The following is a 22,943-nucleotide window of genomic DNA, read 5'->3' as shown; positions in this document are numbered from 1 at the left end:
ACCAACCTCCCCCTCCCTTCCAAGTTGTTTCGGTGACCTCTCGGACTGCGCCGACACGTCGGCGCTTTTCTCTCCGCCTCGCTCCCATCCCAGCTCACCCAAAAAAGCGGGGTCATGCCCCCGCACTCCTCTCTCTCTTCCCTCCGGACTGCGCCGACACGTCGGCGCTTTCCCCTCCGCCTCGCTCCCACCCCAGCACCCTCTCCAGAGCCGACATGTCGGCTCCATCCCAGCTCACCCCCCAACCCCACCTCCCCCAAAAAAGCGGGGTCATGCCCCCGCACTCCTCTCTCCCTCCGGACTGCGCCGACACGTCGGCGCTTTTCTCTCCGAGCCGCTCCCACCCCAGCACCCCCATCAGAGCCGACATGTCGGCTCCATCCCAGCTCACCCCACAACCCCACCTCCCCCAAAAAGCGGGGTCATGCCCCCGCACTCCTCTACCCCCCGTTTTCTTTCGGATTCTCCGGCCACGGGTGCTTCGGATACCTCCCCGCCAATTCCTTCCTCATTAGCGCATAGCCGCCTTTCCAGAAACTTTCCAAGTCCTTCGTCATTTGCCACGGCCGCTGATTCGGTGCCTGCACATGCACCAACACTGACACCTTCCCCCCTGCGATCTTCGGCGTCTCCCAAACTCCAAAGAGATCCCGCACTCGAAGTCCAATCTGTGGATCCTTCCCCACCTCATACATCACCTTAGGATTCTGACCGTTCACCAATTTCAATCGCTCCGGCGCGTACGCATCCAAGGCCGCCTGCTGGGGCGGACTCAACCAATCGCGCAATACCGGCCACACCTCCGCCTCCTTGATCTCTTTGTAGCTCACCGCACCATGGCAAATCTGCGCCACGGCCGCTGCCTGATCCTCGTGCGTCCATGTCGGTAACTCCAACTCCGGCATCCATTCCGATAGACACCCCAACCTCGCACACCACTGCTCCACCGCAGCATCCCACTTCTTCAAAACCAACTCCCCCGACAGCACTCGCTCCGCCAAAAGCTCCGCCGCCGCGTCGAGATTCACCCCCTGGTCGACATCCTTGCTCTCCAGAACGAGATCGCGAAACCGCAACTCCTTGCGACCCACCACTCGACGCCTGCTTTCATCCCAAGCCGCTCCATCGGTTTCAGAAAAATCCTCTGCAAACCAGTCACGCAGCCAACTGAGCTCCACCGCCGTCGCCCGCTTCAAATGCGTGATCACCTCACGACCCTCCACCTCGGTCATCTCGGCCGCCACGAAGGCTCCCGCCCGCTTCGCCGCGCTGTGCTCATCCAGTTTCCCGCGACGGTTTCCCACCATCCGGCACGCCAAGGTGGCCTCCCCAAATCGCACGCCGAGTCGATCACTGAAACCTGCAAGCATCGCCTTGCCCACCGCATCTCTCCTCCCGTCAAAGTCCACTTCATCCACCGGCCAACCTCGTTGCCACGCTAGCTTCTTCAATCGATCAAAGCTCTGGGCCACTTCCCGCGCACCGCGACCATGGATGCCCAATGGGGAAACTCTCCGCGGGTCAAACTGCATCGCCTCCGCGGAGCCAAATCCTCGCCACTCCGCTTGAAAGTCCGAGAAGTCTCGTACATCGACGAAATCTTTCATGCCGCCCCCTCCCTTCCCTGACCAGATCCCTTCCCCCTGGACAGCAGCGCACACGAAAGCCATCTCGGCCACACAGCCGTGCTCGACACCGGCCATCATCAATCGCGCGAACCTTGGCTCCAAAGGCAACGACGCCATCGCCTTTCCTTCTTCCGTGATCCTTCCGTGCAAATCTGTGGCACCCAATCCATGCAGCAAACTTTCTGCCCGCGCCAACGCCTCCGGCTTCGGCGCATCGAGCCAACGAAAATCCGCTACCGCGCTCACACCGCTCGCCTTCAGCAACAGACACACTTCCGAAAGATCCACTCGATGCACCTCAGGAGTCTCAAAGCCCTCGCGCCGCGCCTGGTCGCCATCGCTCCACAACCGAAAACACCGGCCCGCCGCGGTCCGCCCCGCCCGCCCGGCTCGCTGATCCGCCGCTGCCCGCGAAATCTTCTTCACCAAAAGCGTCCCGATTCCACGCCGAGCATCAAATCCGGACACCCGCGCCTGTCCGGAATCAATCACCGTCCGCACCCCTTCGATCGTGAGTGATGTCTCCGCCACGTTCGTCGAAACGATGATCTTCGGCCCTCCCCCATTCGACACGGCCGCCTCCTGCGCTGCTGGCGGCAGCCCACTATGCAACGGATAGATGGTCCGCCCTCGGGTCCAACCCGCATGGCGCAACAGCTCCTCCGTTTTCCGGATCTCGTGCATTCCGGGCAGGAAACACAACACGTCGCCACAATCCGGATCCACCAGCGCCTCTTTGCACGCACTCGCGATTTGTTCCCAGACCGGTGGCTCCACCATCCGCCCATTGCGATCCCTGACCGGCCTCGAAGGCCGATAGGAAATCTCCACCGGAAACGTCCGCCCACCCGCCTCCAAGATCGTGACCGGATCGGCCTGCCGTGGCCCCGCAAGAAACTCGGCCAATCCCGCCGTCTCCAAGGTCGCCGACATCACCACCACCGCTAAGTCGTTCCGCGACTTCTCCTGCAAATCCAAGCACCTCCCCAATGCCACATCCACCGACAGTCTCCGCTCGTGGAACTCATCAAAGACCACGGCAGACACCCCTTTCAGCTCAGGGTCGTCTTGGATCCACCTTTGGAAAACGCCATCCGTCAGAAAAAGGATCTGCGTCTCCCGACCATATTTCGTGTCGAAACGCACCGCATATCCCACCTCCCCGCCAACCGAAGCACCCCGCTGCTTTGCCACCCATCCCGCCAATAGCCGTGCCGCCATTCGCCGCGGCTCAATGACCAAAACTCTGCCCTCCAATCCAGCGTCCCGGATCATCCCAGGAACCGCCGTCGATTTCCCCGATCCCGTGGGAGCTTTCAATAGCACCCTCGCCCGGTCACCCGTCGCAACCGCAGCCTTCAGTTCGTCCTCAATCTCAAATACCGGCAAACGCACGGCCGGGTTCTACCACAGCGCCGGCGGATTTCATCCACCATGCACCGCTTTTCTTCGCATCGAGAATGACCGACCAAGTGCCCGCCGAAACGCCTGCGATTTCAGAGCGAACAGCTCGAATCGCAGGCGTCGCAACCAAGGGCCTCATTTACGACCCCAGTGCCTTCGCCATCAGCGCGTTCATGCGCTTCACGGTTTCGCGAGCATCTTCGAGAAGACCCGCTGCCATCAAAGCATTGTCGAGCAATTGACCCGCGACCAATTTCGCGACTTCCGGCTCGGCGTCTTTCGCTGCGGCAAGCTTGCGGACGATCTCGTGGCGAGGATTGATCTCCAACTCGACTTTCACCTCATCACTGAAGTTCTCGTCCATGGCCTTCATCATCGCCCGCATCTGAGGCGTCATCGCGTCCTCTGGAGTCAGCGCCACGACCGGGCTATCGACCAGTCGCTTGCCTGCCGCCACTTGAGTCACCCGATCGCCAAACTCAGCCTTCAAAAACTCACACAGCGACTGCGTCTCCTCCTCAGAAAGAGCCTCTCCGTCCAGCTCGGCATCTTCGAGGTCAACGCCAGACTTGGCAATCGAGACCAACTTCTTGCCATCGAAATCGCCCAGCGAATCGACCACATATTCGTCCACGGCGTCGGTGAAATACACCACCTCCAAACCGCGCTTGCGGAACCCTTCCAAATAGGGGCTCGCCTCGATCTGATCGCGGTTGCTACCAACTAAGTAGTAGATGACCTCCTGGCCCTCCTTCGCACGGGTGAGATAATCGACCAATCCCGTCAACTTGCCAGCCTCCGTCATCGAACTCTCAAAACGCAGCAACTTCGCCAGCGCCTCGCGATGGGCAAAATCGGTCGCGATCCCCTCCTTAAAGAACCGATCGAACTTCTTGTAAAAGGCCTGCCATTTTTCCGGGTCACCCGAGGCTTCCTTCTCAAACATCTTCAGCACCCGCTTCACAATCACCTGACCGATCTTCCGCACCAGCGCGCTGTCCTGCATCGACTCCCGCGAGATGTTCAATGGCAAGTCGGCGCTATCAATCACCCCCTTCATGAAGCGCAGCCACTCCGGTAGTAGCCCCTTCGGGTCGGCGTCGATGAGAACCTTCTTGCAGTAAAGGGCCACCCCGCCGTCCACCTTTCCAAAGCCCATTCGCTCAGGGTTCTCCGAGGGTACAAAGAGCAGCGCGTTGATCGATATGGGAGCATCGGCAGCGAAATGCAACCGATACTGCGGCTCGTCGAAAGCCTTCGCCTGAAACTGATAGAAGGCCTTGTATTCTTCTTCAGAAATCTCGCTCTTGTTCTTCAACCACAGCGCTTCGATTTCGTTCACGCGCTTGCCATCCACCATCACCGGGAATCCGACGAAATTGCTGTAGGTTTCGACGAGATGCTTGATGCGGTACTCCTCGGCGTACTCTTTCTGATCCTCTTTGAGCTTCAGCACGATCTTCGTGCCACGCTCCAGGCCCTCGGCCGACTCCATTTCGTAGCCGGTCTTGCCATCACTGATCCACACCCAACCTTCACCATCCTTCCGCCAGCTGCGGGTGAAAACCTGCACTTCATCCGCCACCATGAAGGCGGAATAGAAGCCAACCCCGAATTGTCCGATCATGCCCGCTGGCGTTGATCCGCTCTCCTTCATGGACTGGAGAAACGCCTTGGTTCCCGAGTGGGCGATCGTTCCCAAATTCTCCACTAATTCCTCGCGAGTCATGCCAATGCCGCGGTCCTGAATCGTCAAGGTGCCTGCTTCTTGATCGGCAGAGATCGTCACCTCCAGCGGAAGTCCGGAATCTTGGATGTCTTTCTCCGTCGATTCGAGGTGCCGGAGCTTCTCCATCGCATCGGATGCATTCGAAACCAACTCACGCAGGAAGATCTCGCGGTCCGTGTACAGAGAATGCACCACCAAATCGAGGAGCTGCTGAATCTCCGCCTGAAAGCCGTGTTTTTCGGAAGTCGTCGTGCTCATCGCGGCGCGAAAAATAAATTCCCAGGCCCATGTGTCAACCCACCCCGAGGGCATGCCAGGAAGCCGTTGCGCCTTGCATCCTGAGCCGTGCGTTGCGCGTCCTCGATAGGGTCGCCGGACCCGACCTGAAGCTCTTGGAAAAATGCCACCTCCTTGATGCTTAGATCGCTTCGCCGCTCCACTCGCAGTTGGAACCAGAGATGCAAGAGAGGGGATCAACACGGACCGCGGCCCGAACGCCAAGGTCCCCAACTCCCATCGACAAACTTATGAAACTGACTGAACTCGCTCTGATGCTCGCCATTCCGGTTGCAGGTCCTGCCGCTCTTGCTGCCGATGGACCCGAAAATCCTAAGGCCAGCACCCCGATGACCGAAGCCGCGGTTACCAAAGAGTCGGATACCGTGCTCAAGGCCATCGAAGATGGTACCACTTTCCAAGTCCTCACGACCGCCATCAAGGCCGCGGGTCTGGAAGAAGATCTCGCGAAAGCTGGAGCCATTACCGTCTTCGCTCCCACCGATGAAGCCTTCCGCAAGCTGCCTGAAGGCACCTTGACCGAGCTTCTAGCACCGGAAAACAAGCTCAAGCTTCGCCAACTGCTCCTGAGCCATGTCTTCCCTGGTAAGATCATGGCGGCCTCGATGAAAGACACCGAAATCAAAGCAATGAGCGGTGATCTGATGGAGATCGATGTCGATGGCACCACCGTCGAACTGGAAGAATCGAAAGTCGTGAATGCTGACATTCAGGCGAGCAACGGGGTGATCCATGTCATTGACAAGGTGGCGGTTCCCAAAGCTCTCGACGGCTTCGCCAAGCTCGACGAAGAATAATTTCCCCTCGGAGAATCCCCCCAACTCCCCACTCCAAGCGCGGCCTTCCCCCACAGGCCGCGCTTGTTTTTTTTCAGCGATCTCACGACGAAAAATCGCAGCTGCACAAAGCAACGTCGCACGGTGCAATCCTCATGCTTTTCGCAGCCCGCTTCGTCATCGCCGCTCCGAACTCGATGCCTTTTCATTCACCATCAACACCTTAGAAGCCGCCAACCCATTCCGGCATGGGAGCTGCGAAAAAGGCCAGCATGAAAACGGACTCCTGGACTTCCTTCCTTCGTCCCATCGCCCTCACGCTGATTTTCATCGCCGTCGATCTCTCCTCGTCCGACGCCTCAGAAGTGGAGAAGCCAGAACTTCCCACCAGCCCTGTCGAACGGCTCCAATCTCTCCTCGAAACCAGTGGCCGCCTGGAAAATGCTGAGATCCAAATCCAAGTCGAAGACCACATCGCCCATCTTCAGGGTTGGGTCCCTACCCTTGATGAAGCCGAGTTCATTGCCGAATCCGCCATCCGTATCGATGAAATCTTCGGCGTCGTTCAAGCCTTGGAGATCCGCGGGTCCTTGGCAGACGCCGCCGCACGGGCCGAGACCGCCCTGCGCGAGTCCCCGGCACTCGATGCCAAGCATCTGGAGGTGGACGTCAATCCCGAGGGTCACGCCATTCTAAAGGGGACGATCTCCTGCCTCGATGAGGCCGATATCGCTCGTGAATTGGTGTCTCGAGTCGAAGGCATTCGAAGCATCGAAACTCAACTGGAAGTGGATCCGCTGCTCCTGCGCTCCGAATCGGCCATCGTTGCCCAGCTGCTGCTTGATTATGGAGACGATCCGATTTTCTCCCGCTACGGCATCGTCCCGCAGCTTCACGATGGCATTCTCACGCTCGAAGGATCCGTCGCCTCACACGACGAGAAGGACTTTCTGATGCTCGGTTCGCTCGTGACCGGCGTGATGGAATGCCGCATGGAACAGGTGGAAGTGCGTCCCGCACTCGCCCGCGCCGGCATCTCGGAACGGGAATATCAAACCTCCGATATCCTCAAGGTGTTTGAACTCGTAAATGCTGCTGATCCGCGACTTGAGGATGCCACCATCGTCGCTGGTTTCGTCGGCAGTCGACTTTCGATCGACGCCGAGGTCCCCAGCCTTTCGGCCCGCAATGCATGCTTGGCGAACGCCCACGCGCTGCCAGGAGTGAACGGCATTGATGCCCGCATCCACATCACTCACGACGCCCCTGCGCTCAGCTCGAACAACTAAAGATCTAGTTTCCTCGAGCTTTTCGATAGGCCGAAATGATTCGGCCGACCACCGGATGCCGCACCACATCCTCTCCACTGAAGCGGGTGAATCCGATCCCTTGCACTCCTTCCAGTGCCCGCTCCGCCTCCGCCAGACCTGAAGCCACGTTCGGTTTCAAGTCGACCTGTGATGCGTCGCCCGTGACCACCATGCGCGAGTCTTCTCCAAGCCGGGTGAGCGCCATGAACATTTGCTCCCGGGTGGTGTTTTGCGCTTCGTCGAGGATCACAAACGAGCGCGCCAGCGTGCGACCGCGCATGAATGCCAGGGGAGCAATCTCGATAGTGCCATCTTCAAAATAGCGTTCCCCCTGCTCAAAGCCGATCATGTCATGAATGGCGTCATAGAGGGGCCGCAGATACGGAGCGACTTTCTCCCGCATGTCTCCAGGCAAAAATCCGAGGGCCTCGCCAGCTTCCACAGCGGGCCGAGTCAGTACGATCCTTTGAACCTGCTTCGACTTGAGCATGGCCAGGGCCATCGCCATGGCGAGGTAGGTTTTCCCGGTGCCAGCGGGGCCCAAACCGAAGCTCACATCGTGGGCTTCGATGGATTTCAGATAAGCCAACTGAGTCGGCGTTTTTGGCACCACGGGCTTGCGGCCCCGGAACCCCAACAAGCGCACCCCAGACAACTCGCTGACTCCCCCGTCGCCCCCTCGTGCTGCGAGATCGACAGCGAGTTGAAACTCGCGGGTATGAATCTCCGCACCTCCCCGCCGCGCCTCTTCCAAGTCGATGAACGCTCGCTGGGCCGCCTCGACACTATCCTTCGGACCAGCGAACAGAATCCATCCATCCCGTGTCACAGTGCGAACGCCAAGTGCGTGCTCCAAGTAGCGCAGGTTCCCGGCTTCGTTTCCGAACAAGGAATGCAAAAATGGAGCGGTCTCATACTCCAGCCGTAGTTCGACGTCTTGATTCATGATTGAGTGGCCAATTTGAGATGATCGCTCGTCTCTTTGAAAAAGAGTTCCCCAAGTCCGGTCAAGCTGCACTCGGTGAAGAAACCTTCCCGTTGGGCCCCATCTCAATGGATTTGCGCAGGCACCAGACCGCGGGAGCTCAGAGGTATTTGTCTGTCACTGCCCCCTCGCTTGCACTGGTGGTCAACTTCGCAAATTTCGCGAGAACTCCGCGGGTGTAGTGGGGCGCCGGTTGCTGCCAGTTGTCGCGGCGTGCCTGCAAGGTCGCATCGTCGAGATCTACCGAGATGGTGTTGTTCACCGCGTCGATGGTGATGGTATCGCCATCAACCAACAGCCCAATCGGGCCGCCATCAAACGCTTCGGGGGTGATGTGTCCCACCACAAAACCGTGGCTGCCTCCGGAGAAGCGACCATCCGTGATGAGAGCGACCGTTTTCCCCAGCCCACGGCCCATGATGGCACTCGTGGGCCCCAACATCTCCCGCATTCCAGGTCCTCCTTTTGGCCCCTCGCGGCGAATCACGATCACATCGCCGTCCTTGATCCCCCCATTGAGAATTTCCTGCATCGCATCCCCTTCGGAATCGAATACACGGGCCGCACCCGTGAAGGATTCTCCTTCCTTGCCGGTGATCTTTGCCACCGCCCCCCCGGGGGCCAAATTGCCGTAGAGAATGCGCAGGTGACTGTCTTTTTTGATCGGTTGATCAAGCGGTCGGATGATGTCCTGACCTTCAGGATAGGAAAGCGGCGAGTTCGCAAGATTCTCCGCCAAGGTCTTCCCCGTAACGGTAAGGCAATCACCGTGCAACCATCCCGCTTCGAGGAGAATCCGCAACAAGGGCACCGTGCCACCGATCTTCACAAGATCGGCAACCGAATACCGACCAGACGGTTTCAGGTCGGCTACCACCGGCACCCGCTTGCCGATTTCGGTGAAGTCATCAATCGTGAGTTCGACCTCGGCGGCATGGGCCATGGCGAGCAAGTGAAGCACGGCATTGGTCGAACCACCCAAGGCAATCACCACCGTGATCGCATTCTCAAATGCCCTACGAGTCATGATATCTCGTGGCTTGATTCCCCGATCCATCAGGTGAAGCACGGCGGCCCCGGCATCGAAACAATCCCTCATCTTGTCGTCCGAAACGGCGGCCTGTGCCGAGCTATTCGGCAACGACATGCCAAGGGCTTCAATGGCAGAGGCCATCGTATTCGCAGTGTACATCCCACCACACGAGCCCTCGCCGGGGATCGCACAAGATTCAACGGTCTCCAATTCCTCATCGGAATATTCACCGGAGGCATGCTTCCCAACCGCCTCGAAGATCGAGACGATATCGAGGTCCTTCTTCTCGCCCTTGATGGTGGCACAGCCGGGCAAAATCGTGCCCCCATAGACGAAGACCGCTGGCCGATTCATCCGCGCCATGGCGATCAGGCAAGCGGGCATGTTCTTGTCGCAACCACCAATGGCGACAAAGCCGTCCATGCCTTCGCAACCGACCACAGTCTCGATCGAGTCGGCGATGACTTCCCGAGACACCAGCGAATACTTCATTCCCTCGGTGCCCATCGAGATTCCGTCGGAGATCGTGATGGTATTGAAGATCACCGATTTCCCTCCTGCTGCATCGGCGCCCTTCGCGGATTCCTTGGCCAAGCGATCGATGTGGATGTTGCAGGGAGTCACCTGCGACCAGGTGGAGGCGATCCCAATCTGGGGTTTGGAGAAGTCTTCCTTCTCAAAACCGACGGCATACAGCATCCCACGGGACGGCGCACGATCGGGACCATCAAGCATGGGCGACGAGAAAGGACGACGCGGATCGGACATGCTGCAACGGTGTTTTTCCGCGCCTCTCCTGTCAAGACGGGGTCCGGAGCACTGATCGCCCCGCTTGGCCTCTCTTAGGGTGCCCGTCTCGATTCTCATCTGCCCGATTCTTGCCGCCACCGAGGTCGACCCCTAGGGTCCATCCATGGACGAGACACCGCGGCCTCCTCGCCGGAAACGCTATGCAGGAAAGCATCCGCGTCGTTTCGAGGAGAAATACAAAGAACACCAACCAGAGCGTTTTGCCGAAACCCTCTCGAAGGTTCTGCAATCCGGAAAAACTCCGGCGGGCATGCATGTCCCCATCCTCGTCGAGGAATCCCTGGCCGCACTCTGCCTCCAGCCCGGCATGCACGGCATCGATGCCACCCTCGGATACGGTGGCCACTCCAGGGAGATTCTCTCGCGTATCGCTCCTCATGGTCGACTGCTCGGATTGGATGTGGATCCGATCGAACAACCCAAAACCGAGGCCCGGCTCCGTGATCTCGGATACGGCCCTGATGTCTTTACCGCCGTGCGTTCCAACTATGCAGGCATCCTCAAGGTGATCGCCCAACAGGACTGGGAAGCCGTCGATTTCGTCTACGCCGATCTGGGTTGCTCCTCGATGCAATTCGACAATCCCGCTCGTGGCTTCACCTTCAAGTGCGATGGTCCTCTCGACATGCGCATGAATCCTTCGCGTGGAGTTTCCGCTGCCGAGTGGTTGGCCAAAGTCAAACCCGCCAAACTGGCCGAAGTACTCCACGAGAACGCCGATGAGCCTCAAGCCGAAGACATCTCCGAAGCCTTGGCAGGAGGAGATTTTTCAACCACCCAGGCATTGGTCGAAAAACTCCGCGGCGTGCCTTGCGTCACCCGTCTCGAACCGGAACGCATGGATCTCACAGTGCGGCGGGTCTTCCAGGCGATTCGCATCGCGGTGAACGAAGAGTTTACCGCCCTCGACACCTTTCTGCGAAATCTTCCTGCATGCCTCAAACCCGGAGGACGAGTGGCCATTCTCACCTTTCACTCAGGAGAGGACAGGAGGGTCAAAAAAGCCTTCCAGGCAGGTCACCGCGACGGGAACTACGCCGCGATCAGCGACGGAGTGACACTCGCCAGCCCGGAAGAACGCCGCGCGAATCCGCGCAGCGTCCCTGCCAAATTGCGATGGGCTGAACGCGCCTGAGAACCAATCAAGCCGCACACGAGGCCTTCTCGGCTTTGGGCTGCAGGCCCAAAACCTCGTCCGATTCACGACGGATACGTTGATAGAGACCTGCGTCCTTCTCCAGTGGCTGGCCATACGCAGGCAGCATTTCACGCAACCGCGGAGCCCAGGCATCCAGACGAGAAGCAAAGCACTTTTCGATGATGTGAACCATCACATCGACGGCCGTTGAGGCCCCCGGGGAAGCCCCCAGCAACGCGGCGATCGAGCCATCCGCTGCCGCGACAATCTCGGTTCCAAACTGGAGCACACCCCCCTTCTTGGGATCCTGCTTGATGATTTGAACCCGCTGTCCGGCAGTCGAAAGGTGCCAGTCTTCCAACCGCGCCTCGGGAAAGAACTCGCGCAATGCATCCAGACGATCGTCGGGCGTCTGCAAGACTTGCTCGATCAAGTAGCGGGTGAGATCGAGGTTGTCTTTCCCCACCGCCAGCAGCGGAACCAAATTGTCGAGCCGCACCGAGCCTGGGAGGTCAAAAATCGAACCGGTTTTGAGGAACTTCGGAGAAAATCCAGCAAACGGCCCGAACAACAAGGAACGTTTGCCATCGATGATCCGGGTATCCAGATGCGGGACCGACATCGGCGGAGCCCCCACCGCAGCTTTGCCATACACTTTCGCTTCGTGCAGCCCCGCAAGCTCAGGGTTGTCACAGACCAAAAACTGACCGCTGACCGGAAACCCTCCAAATCCCTTCCCTTCAGGAATGCCGGATTTTTGAAGCAGGGGAAGCGAGGCTCCACCTGCACCGACAAATACAAAGGGAGCTTTGACTGTCCGGTTGAGGCCTTTGTCGAGATTGCGCACGCTCAGTTCCCAACGCCCATCCTTGAGGCGCTTGATATCGCGAACCTGGTGGTGGGTCGCGAGCTTGATCGTCTCGCGGGACTCCAGGAAATCGACCATCGCCTCGGTCAGCGCACCAAAATTGACATCCGTTCCCCCTGCCGCATAGGTCGCAGCAATCGGCTCTTCCTCGGCCCGACCTTTGAGAAGCAGCGGCGCCCAGGTGCGGATCGTTTCCGGATCCGTGCTGAACTCCATCTCCGAGAAGAAATGGTGGCTCGCCATCGTGTCGTATCGCCGTTTGAGGAAATCGCAATCGGCCTTGCCCCGAACGAAACTCATGTGCGGCACCGCACGGACAAAATCCGCTGCCTCCGGCAATACGCCCGATTTCACCAGATAGGCCCAAAACTGCTTCGATAGCTCAAACGCTTCATTGATCTCGAGCGCTTTTTGGATGTCCACCGATCCATCGGGCTTTTCCTTGGTGTAGTTCAGCTCACAGAGCGCGGCGTGACCGGTGCCTGCATTGTTCCAGGGGTTGGAACTCTCACGGGCGACTTCCGCCAGGGCCTCCACGATTTGAATCTTCAGGCTGGGATCGAGCTGGTGAAGGAGCAATCCCAAGGTGGCACTCATGATGCCGCCTCCAATCAGGACGACATCCGGTTCTTCAAACGTAGCGACGCGAGGAGAATCCATGGCGGCGCGACAGGGAGGAGCATGACACAAAAATGTCAACCATCTGAATACGCTTACGCGGGATTTCTTTCAGCCTTCCTCCGCAGGATGAAATTCCTTCATCAGACGGAGGCCCACGGCTCAAGGCACCGCATCCTCCAAACTCGGCTCTTCGATCTTACTCCTCGGGAAGATCGGGCATCTCCACCACCAAGGCAGCGGAGACGGGAACACGGAACGCCTTTTTTTCCGCGGCAGGAAAAGTCGGATCCATCACCAACGTGCCGGCAGGGATCGATCCCACATCAACGATCTTGTTATTGTACGGACTGAAAACGAAGCCATCCTTACCCGCGACCGAAAGCGCGATCGGGGTCCCGGCTTCGTCCTCTGCCATCTCGGGAACCGTGAAATAACAGCCCTCATCATCCGGAAACTCAGGATCCCTTAGGATCGTTCCCGCGGGAAGGCCTCCGGCAAAGACCTCATTCCCCGTCTTGGGATTGATCACCTTCCCATACGCACCCTCAACGGGCTTCGCCACAGGGATCCCGGTCGACTTCGGCGGACGAATCTTGGTTTTGGGTGAAGCCGCCTCTCCATCCATCGGGAGCGACTCGTCGGCAGGACTCTTCTCACGGGACTCGGTGATCACCCCATCCCCACCCTGAGGTGGCAGGACCGGGTCGTCGGCACGCTTGCCTTTGCAACCGACCAATGACGCCAGCAAAAGGGCAGGGAGTACGAGAAATCTCATACTCCACCTTCTGAAGATACCGATCCTTCGGGTCAATGAGGATCTAAGGCAGCCGCTCCCTCGCTCACAAAACCTTCATGGCTCCTTGAATTTCTGAGTTTTGCAAAGATTCAACTGGTCGGCATCGAGAAGCTGATTCAACTTGGCCACTCTCCCCATGATTCGATGACCCCCAGCATCTTATGGCTCCTCGCGAAAAATTGGCCCCTGCTGCTCGTGCGGGGGATTCTCTCCCTCCTGTTTGGCATTCTCGTGCTTCTGTGGCCCGAACTCCCCTTGGAAATCCTGTGGATCAGCTGGGGTGCCTATATGGGCGCCGATGGTTTACTGGCACTCAGTGCCTCGGTTCGTGGGGAAGGTCCGGCCCCCAGGCTGGGGCTTGCTCTGCACGGGCTCTTTGAAATCGGTCTTGCTGTCTATAGCCTCACCGATCTCCCCCAAAGCGCCCTGACACTGCTGATCGTGATCGCCTGTTGGTGCATCTTTCGTGGGATATGGGAGCTGGGGATGGCACTCCTCCTTCGCAAAGAGCTGGACGATGGATGCTGGTTGATTCTCCCCGGAGGTTTTTCGCTGATCTTCGGTGCTCTCCTACTGATTCGCCCCGGTGCCGGTGCCCTCGCCGTCGCCACCCTCGTCGCCCTCTGCTGTCAGCTACTCGGATTTGTGGGGATCTTGCTGGCGCTGCAATGGCGCCACTTCAAGGACCCCTGAAGGCCATGCTTGGATAAAAAAAGCCGGCCCCCGTGGAAGGAGGCCGGCTGAAATTAGGGTGAGGACGAGAAGCGCCTCAACGATCCATTAGGCACTTTCCATTTCGGAAAGGCTGCCCTCTTCGGGAGTCGGCTCTTCGAAGACCGGTTCCGGCTCTTCGACGGTGAACTCGATTTCGCTATCGCGGTGACGATCGAAGCCCGTGCCCGCAGGGATCAGGTGACCCATGATCACGTTCTCCTTGAAACCGGACAGGTAGTCGATCTTGCCCAGGGTCGCCGCTTCGGTCAGGACGCGGGTGGTATCCTGGAACGAGGCCGCCGAGATGAACGAGTCCGTCTCCAACGAAGCCTTGGTGATGCCCAAGAGCACCGCTTCCGCTTCGGCAGGCTTGCCACCGTTGGCAATGATCTGCTCGTTGATCTGGTTGAAGTTGGTACGATCGATTTGATCGCCCCACAGCAACTGGTCAGCATCCCCTGGATCGGTGATCTTCACCTTGCGCAGCATCTGGCGGATGATGATTTCGATGTGCTTGTCGTTAATTTCCACGCCTTGCACGCGGTAAACCGACTGCACCTCGTTGACCAAGTGCTCTTGAAGCTCTTGAGCTCCGCAAGCTTCCAGAAGGTCTTCCGGTGACACCGGACCTTCGGTGATTTGGTCACCCCGCTTCACTTGGTCGCCATCGGTCACAATGATGTGACGTCCCATCGGAACCAAGTGGTCGACGCTTTCGCCGCTTCCAGGATCCGTCACGATGACCTTCTTCTTCCCGCGAACCGTTCCGCCGAAGGAAACTTCCCCTTCAATCTTCGCGATGACGCAGGCGTCCTTAGGCTTGCGAGCTTCAAAGAGCTCGGCCACCCGGGGAAGACCACCGGTAATGTCCTTCGTCCGAGCCACCTTCCGAGGCGTCTTGGCGAGCTGCGTGCCCCCCGCGACCTTGCTGCCTTCCTTCACGGAAAGGTGAGCACCGACCGGAATCGAGTAGCTGGCCAACACATCGCCCGTCTTGTCGTCGACGACGACGACCTGCGGGTGGAGGTCTTCCTTGTGCTCGGTGACCACCATGCCCTTCTTGCCGGTTTCCTTATCGGTTTCCGACTGGACGGTGATGCCCGAGATCATGTCACGGAATTCGACCTTACCGGCCTTTTCAGTGATGATCGGCACGTTGTAAGGGTCCCAGGTCGCCACGGTGGCGCCCTTCTTCACCTCTTCGCCGTCCTTGATCTCAATGATCGAGCCAATGACGATGTTGTGGCTTTCCAGTTCGAGGCCGGCCTTGTCACGGACGGAGAGCGAACCGTTCTTGTTCAGAACCACCCACTTGCCTTCGTCGTTCTGCACCGTGCGGAGATCCTTGTAGATGACCACACCCGTATTCCGGGCATTGATGATCGGCTGCTTGAAGGTCGAAGCCGCCACACCACCGACGTGGAAGGTCCGCATCGTCAGCTGGGTGCCGGGTTCACCGATGGATTGAGCGGCAATGATGCCGACCGCTTCACCGATCTTCACTTGCTTGCCGGTCGCAAGGTTGAGGCCGTAGCACTTCGCACAGCAACCACGCTCCGACTCACAGGTGAGCACCGAACGAATCTTGAGTTGCTCGTAACCGATACGCTCAGCCGCAGCCGCGCGCTTCTCGTCAATCAGGTCGTCCACGGCGATCAGTGATTCACCGGAAACCGGATCCTTCACCGTTTCGCACGAAGTCCGGCCGTAAATCCGAGTCGCCAAGGATGCCGCTTCTTCGTCACCGTCGTAGATCGGACGAACCACGATGCCGTTGACCGTTCCACAATCGAGTTCGGTCACGATCACATCCTGAGCAACATCGACCAACTTCCGGGTCATGTAACCGGAGTCCGCGGTCTTCAATGCGGTATCGGCGAGACCCTTCCGGGCACCGTGAGTCGAAATGAAGTATTCGAGCACGGACAGACCCTCACGGAAGTTCGAGGTGATCGGGCGTTCGATAATTTCCCCGGACGGCTTAGCCATGAGGCCGCGCATGCCCGAGAGCTGCTTGATCTGCGATTTGTTACCCCGTGCACCGGAGTCAACCATCATGAACAGCGGGCTGATGCCCTTGCCATCGTTGTGCTCAAGCTTGCGATAGAGAGCGGAAGCAATCGTATCGGTCGCGTGGGTCCAAATGTCGATGACCTTCTGGTAGCGTTCGCCGTCGGTGATCACACCGTTGCGGTACTGCTTGGTCACTTTCTCGACATCCTCGTAGGCCTTGGCGATGATCGCCGGCTTTTCTTCGGGGATGACCATGTCCACGATACCGATCGAAGTTCCCGAGCGGGAGGCTTCGCGGAAGCCAAGGCTCTTGAGTGCATCGAGAGTCTCGACCGTCTTCGATTGGCCAGCGACCTGATAGCAACGCCAGATCACGTCGCCCATTTGCTTCTTGCCAACCGTCTTGTTGATGAAGCCGAGACCGGCAGGCCAGATTTCGTTGAAGCGAACACGACCTGGAGTGGTTTCAATGATCTTGAGATCATCCACGCCATACACCGTGCCCTTCTTCTGGAAGTCGGGGTTCCGCAGTCGGATCCATGTGTGGTACCCGATCTTGCGCGAGGCGATCGCGAACTCGACTTCCGACGAGTTCTCGAACAACGGCAAGTGCTCTTGCTTTTCGCGGTCTGCCTGAGTCCGGGTCGGAGCCCAGGTCAGGTAGTAAGATCCGAGAATGATGTCCTGCGATGGAGTCGTGATCGGACGGCCGGATGCGGGCGAGAAGATGTTGTTCGGCGCAAGCATCAGCTGGCGAGCTTCCATCTGGGCCTCGACCGAAAGCGGCACGTGCACCGCCATCTGGTCACCGTCGAAGTCGGCATTGTAAGCCGTACAAACCAGCGGGTGAACCCGAATGGCCGAACCCTCGATCAACTTCGGCTCGAACGCTTGAATCGACAGACGGTGCAGAGTCGGCGCACGGTTCAGCATCACCGGGTGACCCTTGGTCACTTCGGCGAGAATGTCCCAAACCTCGGTGGTCTTGCGGTCGATCATCTTCTTTGCCGAGCGAACCGTGTGGCAATAGCCGAGTTCTTTGAGGCGACGAATGATGAACGGCTCGAACAAGGTCAAAGCCATCTTCTTCGGCAGACCGCACTGGTTGAGCTTCAGCTCCGGACCAATGACGATGACCGAACGGCCGGAGTAGTCGACCCGCTTGCCGAGTAGGTTCTGACGGAAACGACCGCCCTTACCCTTGAGCATGTCGGACAGGGACTTGAGCGGACGGTTGCCGGCACCGGTCACGGCGCGGCCATGACGACCGTTGTCGAACAAGGCATCGACCGCCTCCTGCAGCATCCGCTTTTCGTTGCGGATGATGACTTCCGGCGTTTTGAGCTGGAGGAGGTTCTTGAGACGGTTGTTCCGGTTGATGACCCGGCGGTAAAGGTCGTTCAGGTCCGAGGTCGCAAAGCGGCCACCTTCCAGAGGCACCAAGGGACGAAGGTCCGGAGGAATGACCGGCAAAACCGTCATGATCATCCACTCAGGACGGCTCTTCGACTGGGCAAAGCCCTGCGAGATCTTGAGACGCTTCGAGAGCTTCTTCTTGTTCTGCTTCGAACGGGTCGTCGCGAGCTCTTCCTCAAGTTGCTTCTGCAGCTCGACGAGGTCGACCTGCGAGAGCAAATCCTGCAAAGCTTCGGCACCCATGCCAGCGCGGAAGCTTTCTTCACCGTAGGTGTCTTCGGCTTCCCGCAGTTCGGTTTCAGTGAGCAACTGACCGCGCTCAAGCGGGGTGTTGCCCGGCTCGGTGACGATGTAGTCCTCGTAGTAGATCACGCGCTCCAATTGGCGGGCGCTGATATCGAGCACCAAACCGATGCGCGACGGCATGCACTTGTAGAACCAGATGTGCGACACGGGCACGGCCAACTCGATGTGGCCCATGCGCTCGCGACGCACGCGGCTCAGAGTGACTTCGACGCCGCAACGGTCGCAGACGACACCCTTGTGCTTGATACGCTTATACTTACCGCAGGCGCACTCCCAGTCCCGAGTCGGACCGAAGATGCGTTCGCAGAACAGACCGCCCTTCTCGGGCTTGAAGGTCCGGTAATTGATGGTTTCGGGGTTCTTCACCTCTCCCTTGGACCAGGAGCGGATGGTGTCCGGCGCGGCCACCGTGATCGACACCTGATCGAAAGTGTCGGGCTTGTCATCGACACCGAAGAGTTCGCGGAGGTTGGTTTCAACACTCATGATGATAATGGGTCGTGGTTAGGTGGTGGCAGGATCAGAGGGTGAGGTCGTCGAGGTTGAAGTCATCGGCAGCTTCTGTTCCGACAGCGCCGAGCTCCGAACCCCGCTTGCCAGGACGCACGTCCAGGCCGAGGGATTGCATTTCCTTGATGAGAACGTTGAACGACTCGGGCGTTCCCGCCTCGAGGTTGTTGTCGCCCTTGACGATGGCTTCGTAGATTCGGGTTCGGCCCTGCACGTCGTCAGATTTGACCGTGAGCAGCTCCTGGAGGGTGTAGGCAGCGCCGTATGCTTCGAGCGCCCACACTTCCATTTCCCCGAAACGCTGACCACCATACTGCGCCTTACCCCCGAGCGGTTGCTGGGTGACGAGCGAGTAGGGACCCACAGCACGGGCGTGGATCTTGTCGGCAACCAAGTGACCGAGCTTCAGCATGTAGATGTAGCCGACCACGACGGGTTGGTGGAACGCCTCGCCAGTACGGCCGTCGTAGAGGGTCGATTTACCTCCCGTGGTTCCGTCCTTGCCGTCACCGATCCAGGTGAAGCCACGACCTTCCGGTTCGCCCTTCTTCCGCTCGCGGGACTTCTGGCTGCCATCACCGATGATGTTCACGCCATCGACCTTCTTGGCCTCGGACATGAACTCCCAGATCTTGGCTTCCGGAATGCCGTCGAAAATCGGAGTGGCCACCTTGAAGCCGAGAGCCTTGGCGGCGACACCGAGGTGAGTTTCCAACACCTGACCGACGTTCATCCGTGAAGGCACGCCCAGCGGGTTGAGGCAGATATCGACGGGAGTTCCATCCTCAAGGAACGGCATATCCTCTTCAGGAACGATGGTAGCAACGACCCCCTTGTTTCCGTGGCGGCCGGCCATTTTGTCCCCCACCGAAAGCTTGCGCTTGGCGGCGATGAACACCTTGACCTCCTTGATGACACCCGGATCGACATCGTCCCCGGCTTCAAGTTGGTCGAGCTTGCGCTCGCGCTCGTTGTCGAGTTCGGCAAAGCGACCTTCAAAGGACCCGATGATCTCCAGGATTTTGTTCCGGATCGGCGAAGGATCGATTTCGATGTGATCGTGGACCGCAGCCAGCTTGCGCAGCAGCGTTTTGGTGATCTTGCGGTTCGCCGGGATGATGATTTCCCCGGTCTGCGCATTGACGACATCCAGAGGAATCTTCTCCCCGAGCAGAATGTCGGAAAGCTTCTCGGTGAGGTCATCGGTCAGCTTGTCCGCCTTCTTTTTGTGTTCGTCGTTGATCTTCTTGAGCTGCTTCTTGAGCTCGGTCGGATCCACCTTTTCGGCGCGCTTGCGAGCGGTGCCGTGAGACGAAACGCGGATGTCTTGGACGATCCCGGTGCAGCCCGAAGGGACGCGCAGCGAGGTGTCTTTCACATCGGCAGCCTTTTCACCGAAGATGGCGCGCAGCAGTCGCTCTTCCGGGGCCAGCTCGGTTTCGGACTTCGGAGTGATCTTACCAATGAGGATATCCCCGGGCTTCACCTCCGCACCGATGCGGATGATCCCGTCATGGTCGAGGTTGCGCAATGCTTCCTCACCCACGTTCGGAATGTCTCGGGTGATTTCTTCCGGACCCAACTTGGTATCGCGGGCGGCCACCTCAAACTCAGAGATGTGAATGGAAGTGTAGATATCTTCCTTCACCACGCGCTCGGAGATCACGATGGCATCCTCGAAGTTGTAACCGTTCCACGGCATGAACGCGACGAGCACGTTGCGACCGAGGGCCAATTCCCCTTCTTCGGTGTTCGGGCCGTCCGCGAGCACATCGCCCTTCTTGATCTTGGTGCCAGCCTTGACGATCGGCTTCTGGTTGATGCAGGTGCCGGCGTTCGAGCGCATGAACTTGCGCAGCGGGTAGGCATAGATGCCCTTCTTGACGTTCGTCTTCACCGTTTCGGGATCCGACAGGAACTTCTCATCAGAAACGGGCAACTTACCGTCCTCCGTGGTGACGATGATTTCAGCAGTCGCGGCAGCAATGATACCATCAGCCTCGGCCACCACCACGGCACGCGAGTCACGGGCCGTCTTCCCTTCCAGTCCGGTGCCGACCAGCGGCGACTCGGACACAAGAAGCGGCACACCTTGGCGCTGCATGTTCGATCCCATGAGCGCACGGTTGGCATCGTCGTGCTCAAGGAACGGAATCAAACCGGCTGCCACCGAAACCAACTGCTTCGGCGAAACGTCCATGTAGTCGACCGTTGAGGGATCCACTTCAATGAACTCACCGCCAGCTTCCCGGGCAGTCACCTTTTCGTTGAGGAACTTCCCAGTCTTGTCGATCGGGTTGTTGGCCTGGGCGATGAGGAACTTCTCCTCTTGGTCAGCAGTGAGATACTCGATGTCATTGGTCACCTTGCCATCGCGCACGCGACGGTAAGGCGTTTCAATAAAGCCGAACTCGTTGATCCGCGCATAGGTGCACATCGAGTTGATGAGACCAATGTTGGGACCTTCCGGAGTTTCAATCGGGCAGATCCGTCCGTAGTGAGACGGGTGAACGTCCCGGACTTCGAAGCCGGCACGATCCCGATTGAGACCACCAGGACCGAGGGCGGAGAGGCGGCGCTTGTGCGTCAACTCAGCCAACGGGTTGGTTTGGTCCATGAACTGAGAAAGCTGGGACCGACCGAAGAAATCACGCACGACGGCCGAAAGGGCCTTCGGGTTGATCAGCTTCTGCGGGGTCATGCCCTCGATGTTCACATCGAACAGAGTCATCCGCTCTTTGACCAAACGCTCGGTACGGGCAAGGCCCACGCGGCACTGGTTGGCAAGAAGCTCGCCGACGGCACGAACGCGACGGGAACCCAAGTGGTCGATATCGTCGATCACCCCTTCGCCCTTCTTGAGGCGGAGAAGATATTTCGTGGCGGCCAGGAAATCCTCCGACACCATGATGCGCTCATCGGAATCGATGCCGATCTCAAGCTTGCTGTTGATCTTGTATCGGCCAACGCGGGTCAGGTCGTACTTCTTCGGATCGAAGAACAATCGCTTGAGAAGTGCGCGGGCATTCGCGGCGGTCGGCGGATCGCCAGGGCGCAGCTTGCGATAGATGTCCTTCAGGGCGCTTTCTTCGTCGTGAGCCGGATCCTTGCGGAGCGACTTCAGAAGGATTTCATCCTCACGTCCGTCGATCACCTCCACCTCCTTGTTTCCAAGGGCGATGAGTTGCTTGACGATGCCGAGGGTGAGCGGTTCGTAGGCCTTCGCCACCACCAGCTCCCCATCGAGAATGTCCTCGAAGGGAACCTTGTGACCCAGCTCTTGCTCGTCGAGATCGTCCTTCAGCTTGAGCTTCTCGGTCTTGTAGAAGTTCGAAACGATGTCGCGGTCGGTCGGGAATCCGAGAGCCCGCAAGAACGTCGTCGCAAGGAACTTCCGCCGACGGCGACGGCGGTCCAGATAGACGTAAAGCAGATCGTTGGTGTCGAACTGCACTTCCAACCAGGAACCCCGATCGGGAATGATGCGGAAGCTGTGCAGCGTCTTGCCATTCAAGTGCTGGGACGTTTCGAAGCAGATGCCCGGCGACCGGTGCAACTGGGAAACGATCACCCGCTCGGCACCGTTGATGATGAACGTGCCACGGCGGGTCATCATGGGCAGTTCACCCATGTAAACGCGTTCCTTTTTGACGCCGGTTTCGTCCTTCAGCTTGAAGTTGACATAGAGAGCGGCCGAAAAGCTTTCGCCCGTGCGCAAGGCTTCCAAAGAGGTGATCTTCGGTTCCTCGATGTCATAGGAGTCGAAATCGAGCTCGATCGCTTCGTCGTAGCTCTTGATGGGAAACACCTCGCGAAATACGGCTTGAAGCCCACTATCGCCCCGGTCACCGGGGGGGATGTCTTTGGCGAGGAAATCTTCGTAGGAGCGACTCTGAACCTCGATCAGGTTCGGCGCATCGATCACTTCCTCGATTTTCCCGAAATGGAGACGGCTGGCCATGATGTCTGTAGTGTTTGCGGGGTGCGGTTAAAGCCCGGGCCGAGGGCACGGCCGGGCGGAAATGGAGATCAGGATTTGGAGCGGGAATCCGGGATCGGCGGGAAAAGTCGCGGGGGTGGGGACTTGGACTTTTCCCGTCGGTTCCGGAGCCGGGAAATCCGGAGCCGCGCAGGGCGACTCCGGATTTCGTTGAAAACCGAAAGTCTTACTTGAGCTCGATCTTGGCGCCAGCCTCTTCGAGTTTCTTCTTGGCGGTTTCGGCAGCGTCCTTGGCAGCACCTTCGACGAGAGTCGCAGGGGTGCTTTCGACGAGCTTCTTGGCATCGGCAAGACCGAGGCCAGGAACCACTTCACGCACTGCCTTAATGACGGCGATCTTGTTGCCACCTGCATCGGTGAGGACCACGTTGAATTCGGTCTTCTCCTCAGCGGCTTCAGCAGGGGCAGCCGGGCCAGCAGCGGCGACGGCAACCGGAGCAGCGGCGGAAACGCCCCACTCTTCTTCCAGTTTCTTCACGAGTTCGGCAGCTTCCAAGACGGTGAGCTTGCCCAGTTCTTCAGCAATTGCAGCGATATCAGCCATTGTATTTCTCCTTTGCGGTATCGTCGCGGTAGGAAGCCTCCCACC

The 22,943-nt window shown here is 58.7% G+C and carries 13 protein-coding genes; 4 read left to right on the top strand and 9 right to left on the bottom strand.

The features are described 5' to 3' along the window. Window positions 1-440: 440 nt before the first annotated feature. Entirely contained in the window at window positions 441-3,023 is a 2,583-nt protein-coding gene (hrpB, locus tag HNR46_RS10225) for an ATP-dependent helicase HrpB (protein WP_184018429.1), read from the bottom strand. Between the two features lie 148 nt (window positions 3,024-3,171). Continuing rightward, a complete protein-coding gene (gene htpG / locus HNR46_RS10220; protein WP_184018427.1) occupies window positions 3,172-5,019 on the bottom strand; it encodes a molecular chaperone HtpG in 1,848 nt (615 codons plus the stop codon). A gap of 269 nt (window positions 5,020-5,288) precedes the next feature. On the opposite strand from htpG, the gene HNR46_RS10215 reads away from it, so the two are divergent. After that, window positions 5,289-5,855 (top strand): fasciclin domain-containing protein, encoded by a 567-nt coding sequence (locus HNR46_RS10215; RefSeq protein ID WP_184018425.1) that lies wholly within the window; start codon window positions 5,289-5,291, stop codon window positions 5,853-5,855. 251 nt (window positions 5,856-6,106) lie between these two features. Next, on the top strand, window positions 6,107-7,123 hold the full coding sequence (locus tag HNR46_RS10210; RefSeq protein WP_184018423.1) for a BON domain-containing protein: 1,017 nt from the start codon (window positions 6,107-6,109) through the stop codon (window positions 7,121-7,123). A 4-nt stretch (window positions 7,124-7,127) separates the two neighbouring features. Here HNR46_RS10210 and HNR46_RS10205 read toward each other — a convergent pair whose 3' ends face one another. Then, the gene (locus HNR46_RS10205) at window positions 7,128-8,090 is read right to left on the bottom strand and encodes a PhoH family protein (RefSeq protein ID WP_184018421.1); all 963 of its coding nucleotides are present in this window, start codon (window positions 8,088-8,090) and stop codon (window positions 7,128-7,130) included. Window positions 8,091-8,229: 139 nt separating this feature from the next. Continuing rightward, window positions 8,230-9,930, bottom strand: a complete 1,701-nt coding sequence (gene ilvD / locus HNR46_RS10200; protein WP_184018419.1) for a dihydroxy-acid dehydratase — start codon at window positions 9,928-9,930, stop codon at window positions 8,230-8,232. 145 nt (window positions 9,931-10,075) lie between these two features. On the opposite strand from ilvD, the gene rsmH reads away from it, so the two are divergent. Further along, window positions 10,076-11,107, top strand: coding sequence for a 16S rRNA (cytosine(1402)-N(4))-methyltransferase RsmH (gene rsmH / locus HNR46_RS10195; RefSeq protein WP_184018417.1), 1,032 nt, complete (start codon window positions 10,076-10,078; stop codon window positions 11,105-11,107). A gap of 7 nt (window positions 11,108-11,114) precedes the next feature. Here the strand turns inward: rsmH and mqo are convergent, their stop codons facing one another. Together mqo and HNR46_RS10185 are read right to left on the bottom strand one after the other, a co-directional pair. After that, on the bottom strand, window positions 11,115-12,638 hold the full coding sequence (mqo, locus tag HNR46_RS10190; RefSeq protein WP_184018415.1) for a malate dehydrogenase (quinone): 1,524 nt from the start codon (window positions 12,636-12,638) through the stop codon (window positions 11,115-11,117). A gap of 157 nt (window positions 12,639-12,795) precedes the next feature. Then, window positions 12,796-13,374, bottom strand: coding sequence for a hypothetical protein (locus tag HNR46_RS10185; protein WP_184018413.1), 579 nt, complete (start codon window positions 13,372-13,374; stop codon window positions 12,796-12,798). Window positions 13,375-13,539: 165 nt separating this feature from the next. Here HNR46_RS10185 and HNR46_RS10180 point away from each other — a divergent pair, with 165 nt between their 5' ends. Then, on the top strand, window positions 13,540-14,088 hold the full coding sequence (locus HNR46_RS10180) for an HdeD family acid-resistance protein (RefSeq protein ID WP_184018411.1): 549 nt from the start codon (window positions 13,540-13,542) through the stop codon (window positions 14,086-14,088). A gap of 87 nt (window positions 14,089-14,175) precedes the next feature. Here the strand turns inward: HNR46_RS10180 and rpoC are convergent, their stop codons facing one another. From rpoC to rplL, 3 genes are all read right to left on the bottom strand, one after another. Continuing rightward, the gene (gene rpoC, locus HNR46_RS10175; RefSeq protein ID WP_184018410.1) at window positions 14,176-18,330 is read right to left on the bottom strand and encodes a DNA-directed RNA polymerase subunit beta'; all 4,155 of its coding nucleotides are present in this window, start codon (window positions 18,328-18,330) and stop codon (window positions 14,176-14,178) included. Window positions 18,331-18,364: 34 nt separating this feature from the next. After that, entirely contained in the window at window positions 18,365-22,315 is a 3,951-nt protein-coding gene (rpoB, locus tag HNR46_RS10170; protein WP_184018408.1) for a DNA-directed RNA polymerase subunit beta, read from the bottom strand. Window positions 22,316-22,520: 205 nt separating this feature from the next. Beyond that, window positions 22,521-22,898 carry a 50S ribosomal protein L7/L12 gene (gene rplL, locus HNR46_RS10165; protein ID WP_184018406.1) on the bottom strand — a complete coding sequence of 126 codons (378 nt, stop codon included), beginning with the start codon at window positions 22,896-22,898 and terminating at the stop codon, window positions 22,521-22,523. Window positions 22,899-22,943 lie beyond the last annotated feature (45 nt).

The sequence above is a fragment of the Haloferula luteola genome (genome assembly GCF_014201715.1).
GTDB lineage: Bacteria > Verrucomicrobiota > Verrucomicrobiia > Verrucomicrobiales > Akkermansiaceae > Haloferula > Haloferula luteola.
This window is presented reverse-complemented; position numbering and strand designations above follow the sequence as displayed.

Coding starts and splice junctions, on each gene's coding strand:
- mqo (WP_184018415.1), bottom strand. CDS start 12,638: ATGGATTCTCCTCGCGTCGCTACGTTTGAAGAACCGGATGTCGTCCTG.
- HNR46_RS10205 (WP_184018421.1), bottom strand. CDS start 8,090: ATGAATCAAGACGTCGAACTACGGCTGGAGTATGAGACCGCTCCATTT.
- rsmH (WP_184018417.1), top strand. CDS start 10,076: ATGGACGAGACACCGCGGCCTCCTCGCCGGAAACGCTATGCAGGAAAG.
- HNR46_RS10215 (WP_184018425.1), top strand. CDS start 5,289: ATGAAACTGACTGAACTCGCTCTGATGCTCGCCATTCCGGTTGCAGGT.
- rplL (WP_184018406.1), bottom strand. CDS start 22,898: ATGGCTGATATCGCTGCAATTGCTGAAGAACTGGGCAAGCTCACCGTC.
- HNR46_RS10180 (WP_184018411.1), top strand. CDS start 13,540: ATGACCCCCAGCATCTTATGGCTCCTCGCGAAAAATTGGCCCCTGCTG.
- ilvD (WP_184018419.1), bottom strand. CDS start 9,930: ATGTCCGATCCGCGTCGTCCTTTCTCGTCGCCCATGCTTGATGGTCCC.
- htpG (WP_184018427.1), bottom strand. CDS start 5,019: ATGAGCACGACGACTTCCGAAAAACACGGCTTTCAGGCGGAGATTCAG.
- HNR46_RS10185 (WP_184018413.1), bottom strand. CDS start 13,374: ATGAGATTTCTCGTACTCCCTGCCCTTTTGCTGGCGTCATTGGTCGGT.
- HNR46_RS10210 (WP_184018423.1), top strand. CDS start 6,107: ATGAAAACGGACTCCTGGACTTCCTTCCTTCGTCCCATCGCCCTCACG.
- rpoB (WP_184018408.1), bottom strand. CDS start 22,315: ATGGCCAGCCGTCTCCATTTCGGGAAAATCGAGGAAGTGATCGATGCG.
- rpoC (WP_184018410.1), bottom strand. CDS start 18,330: ATGAGTGTTGAAACCAACCTCCGCGAACTCTTCGGTGTCGATGACAAG.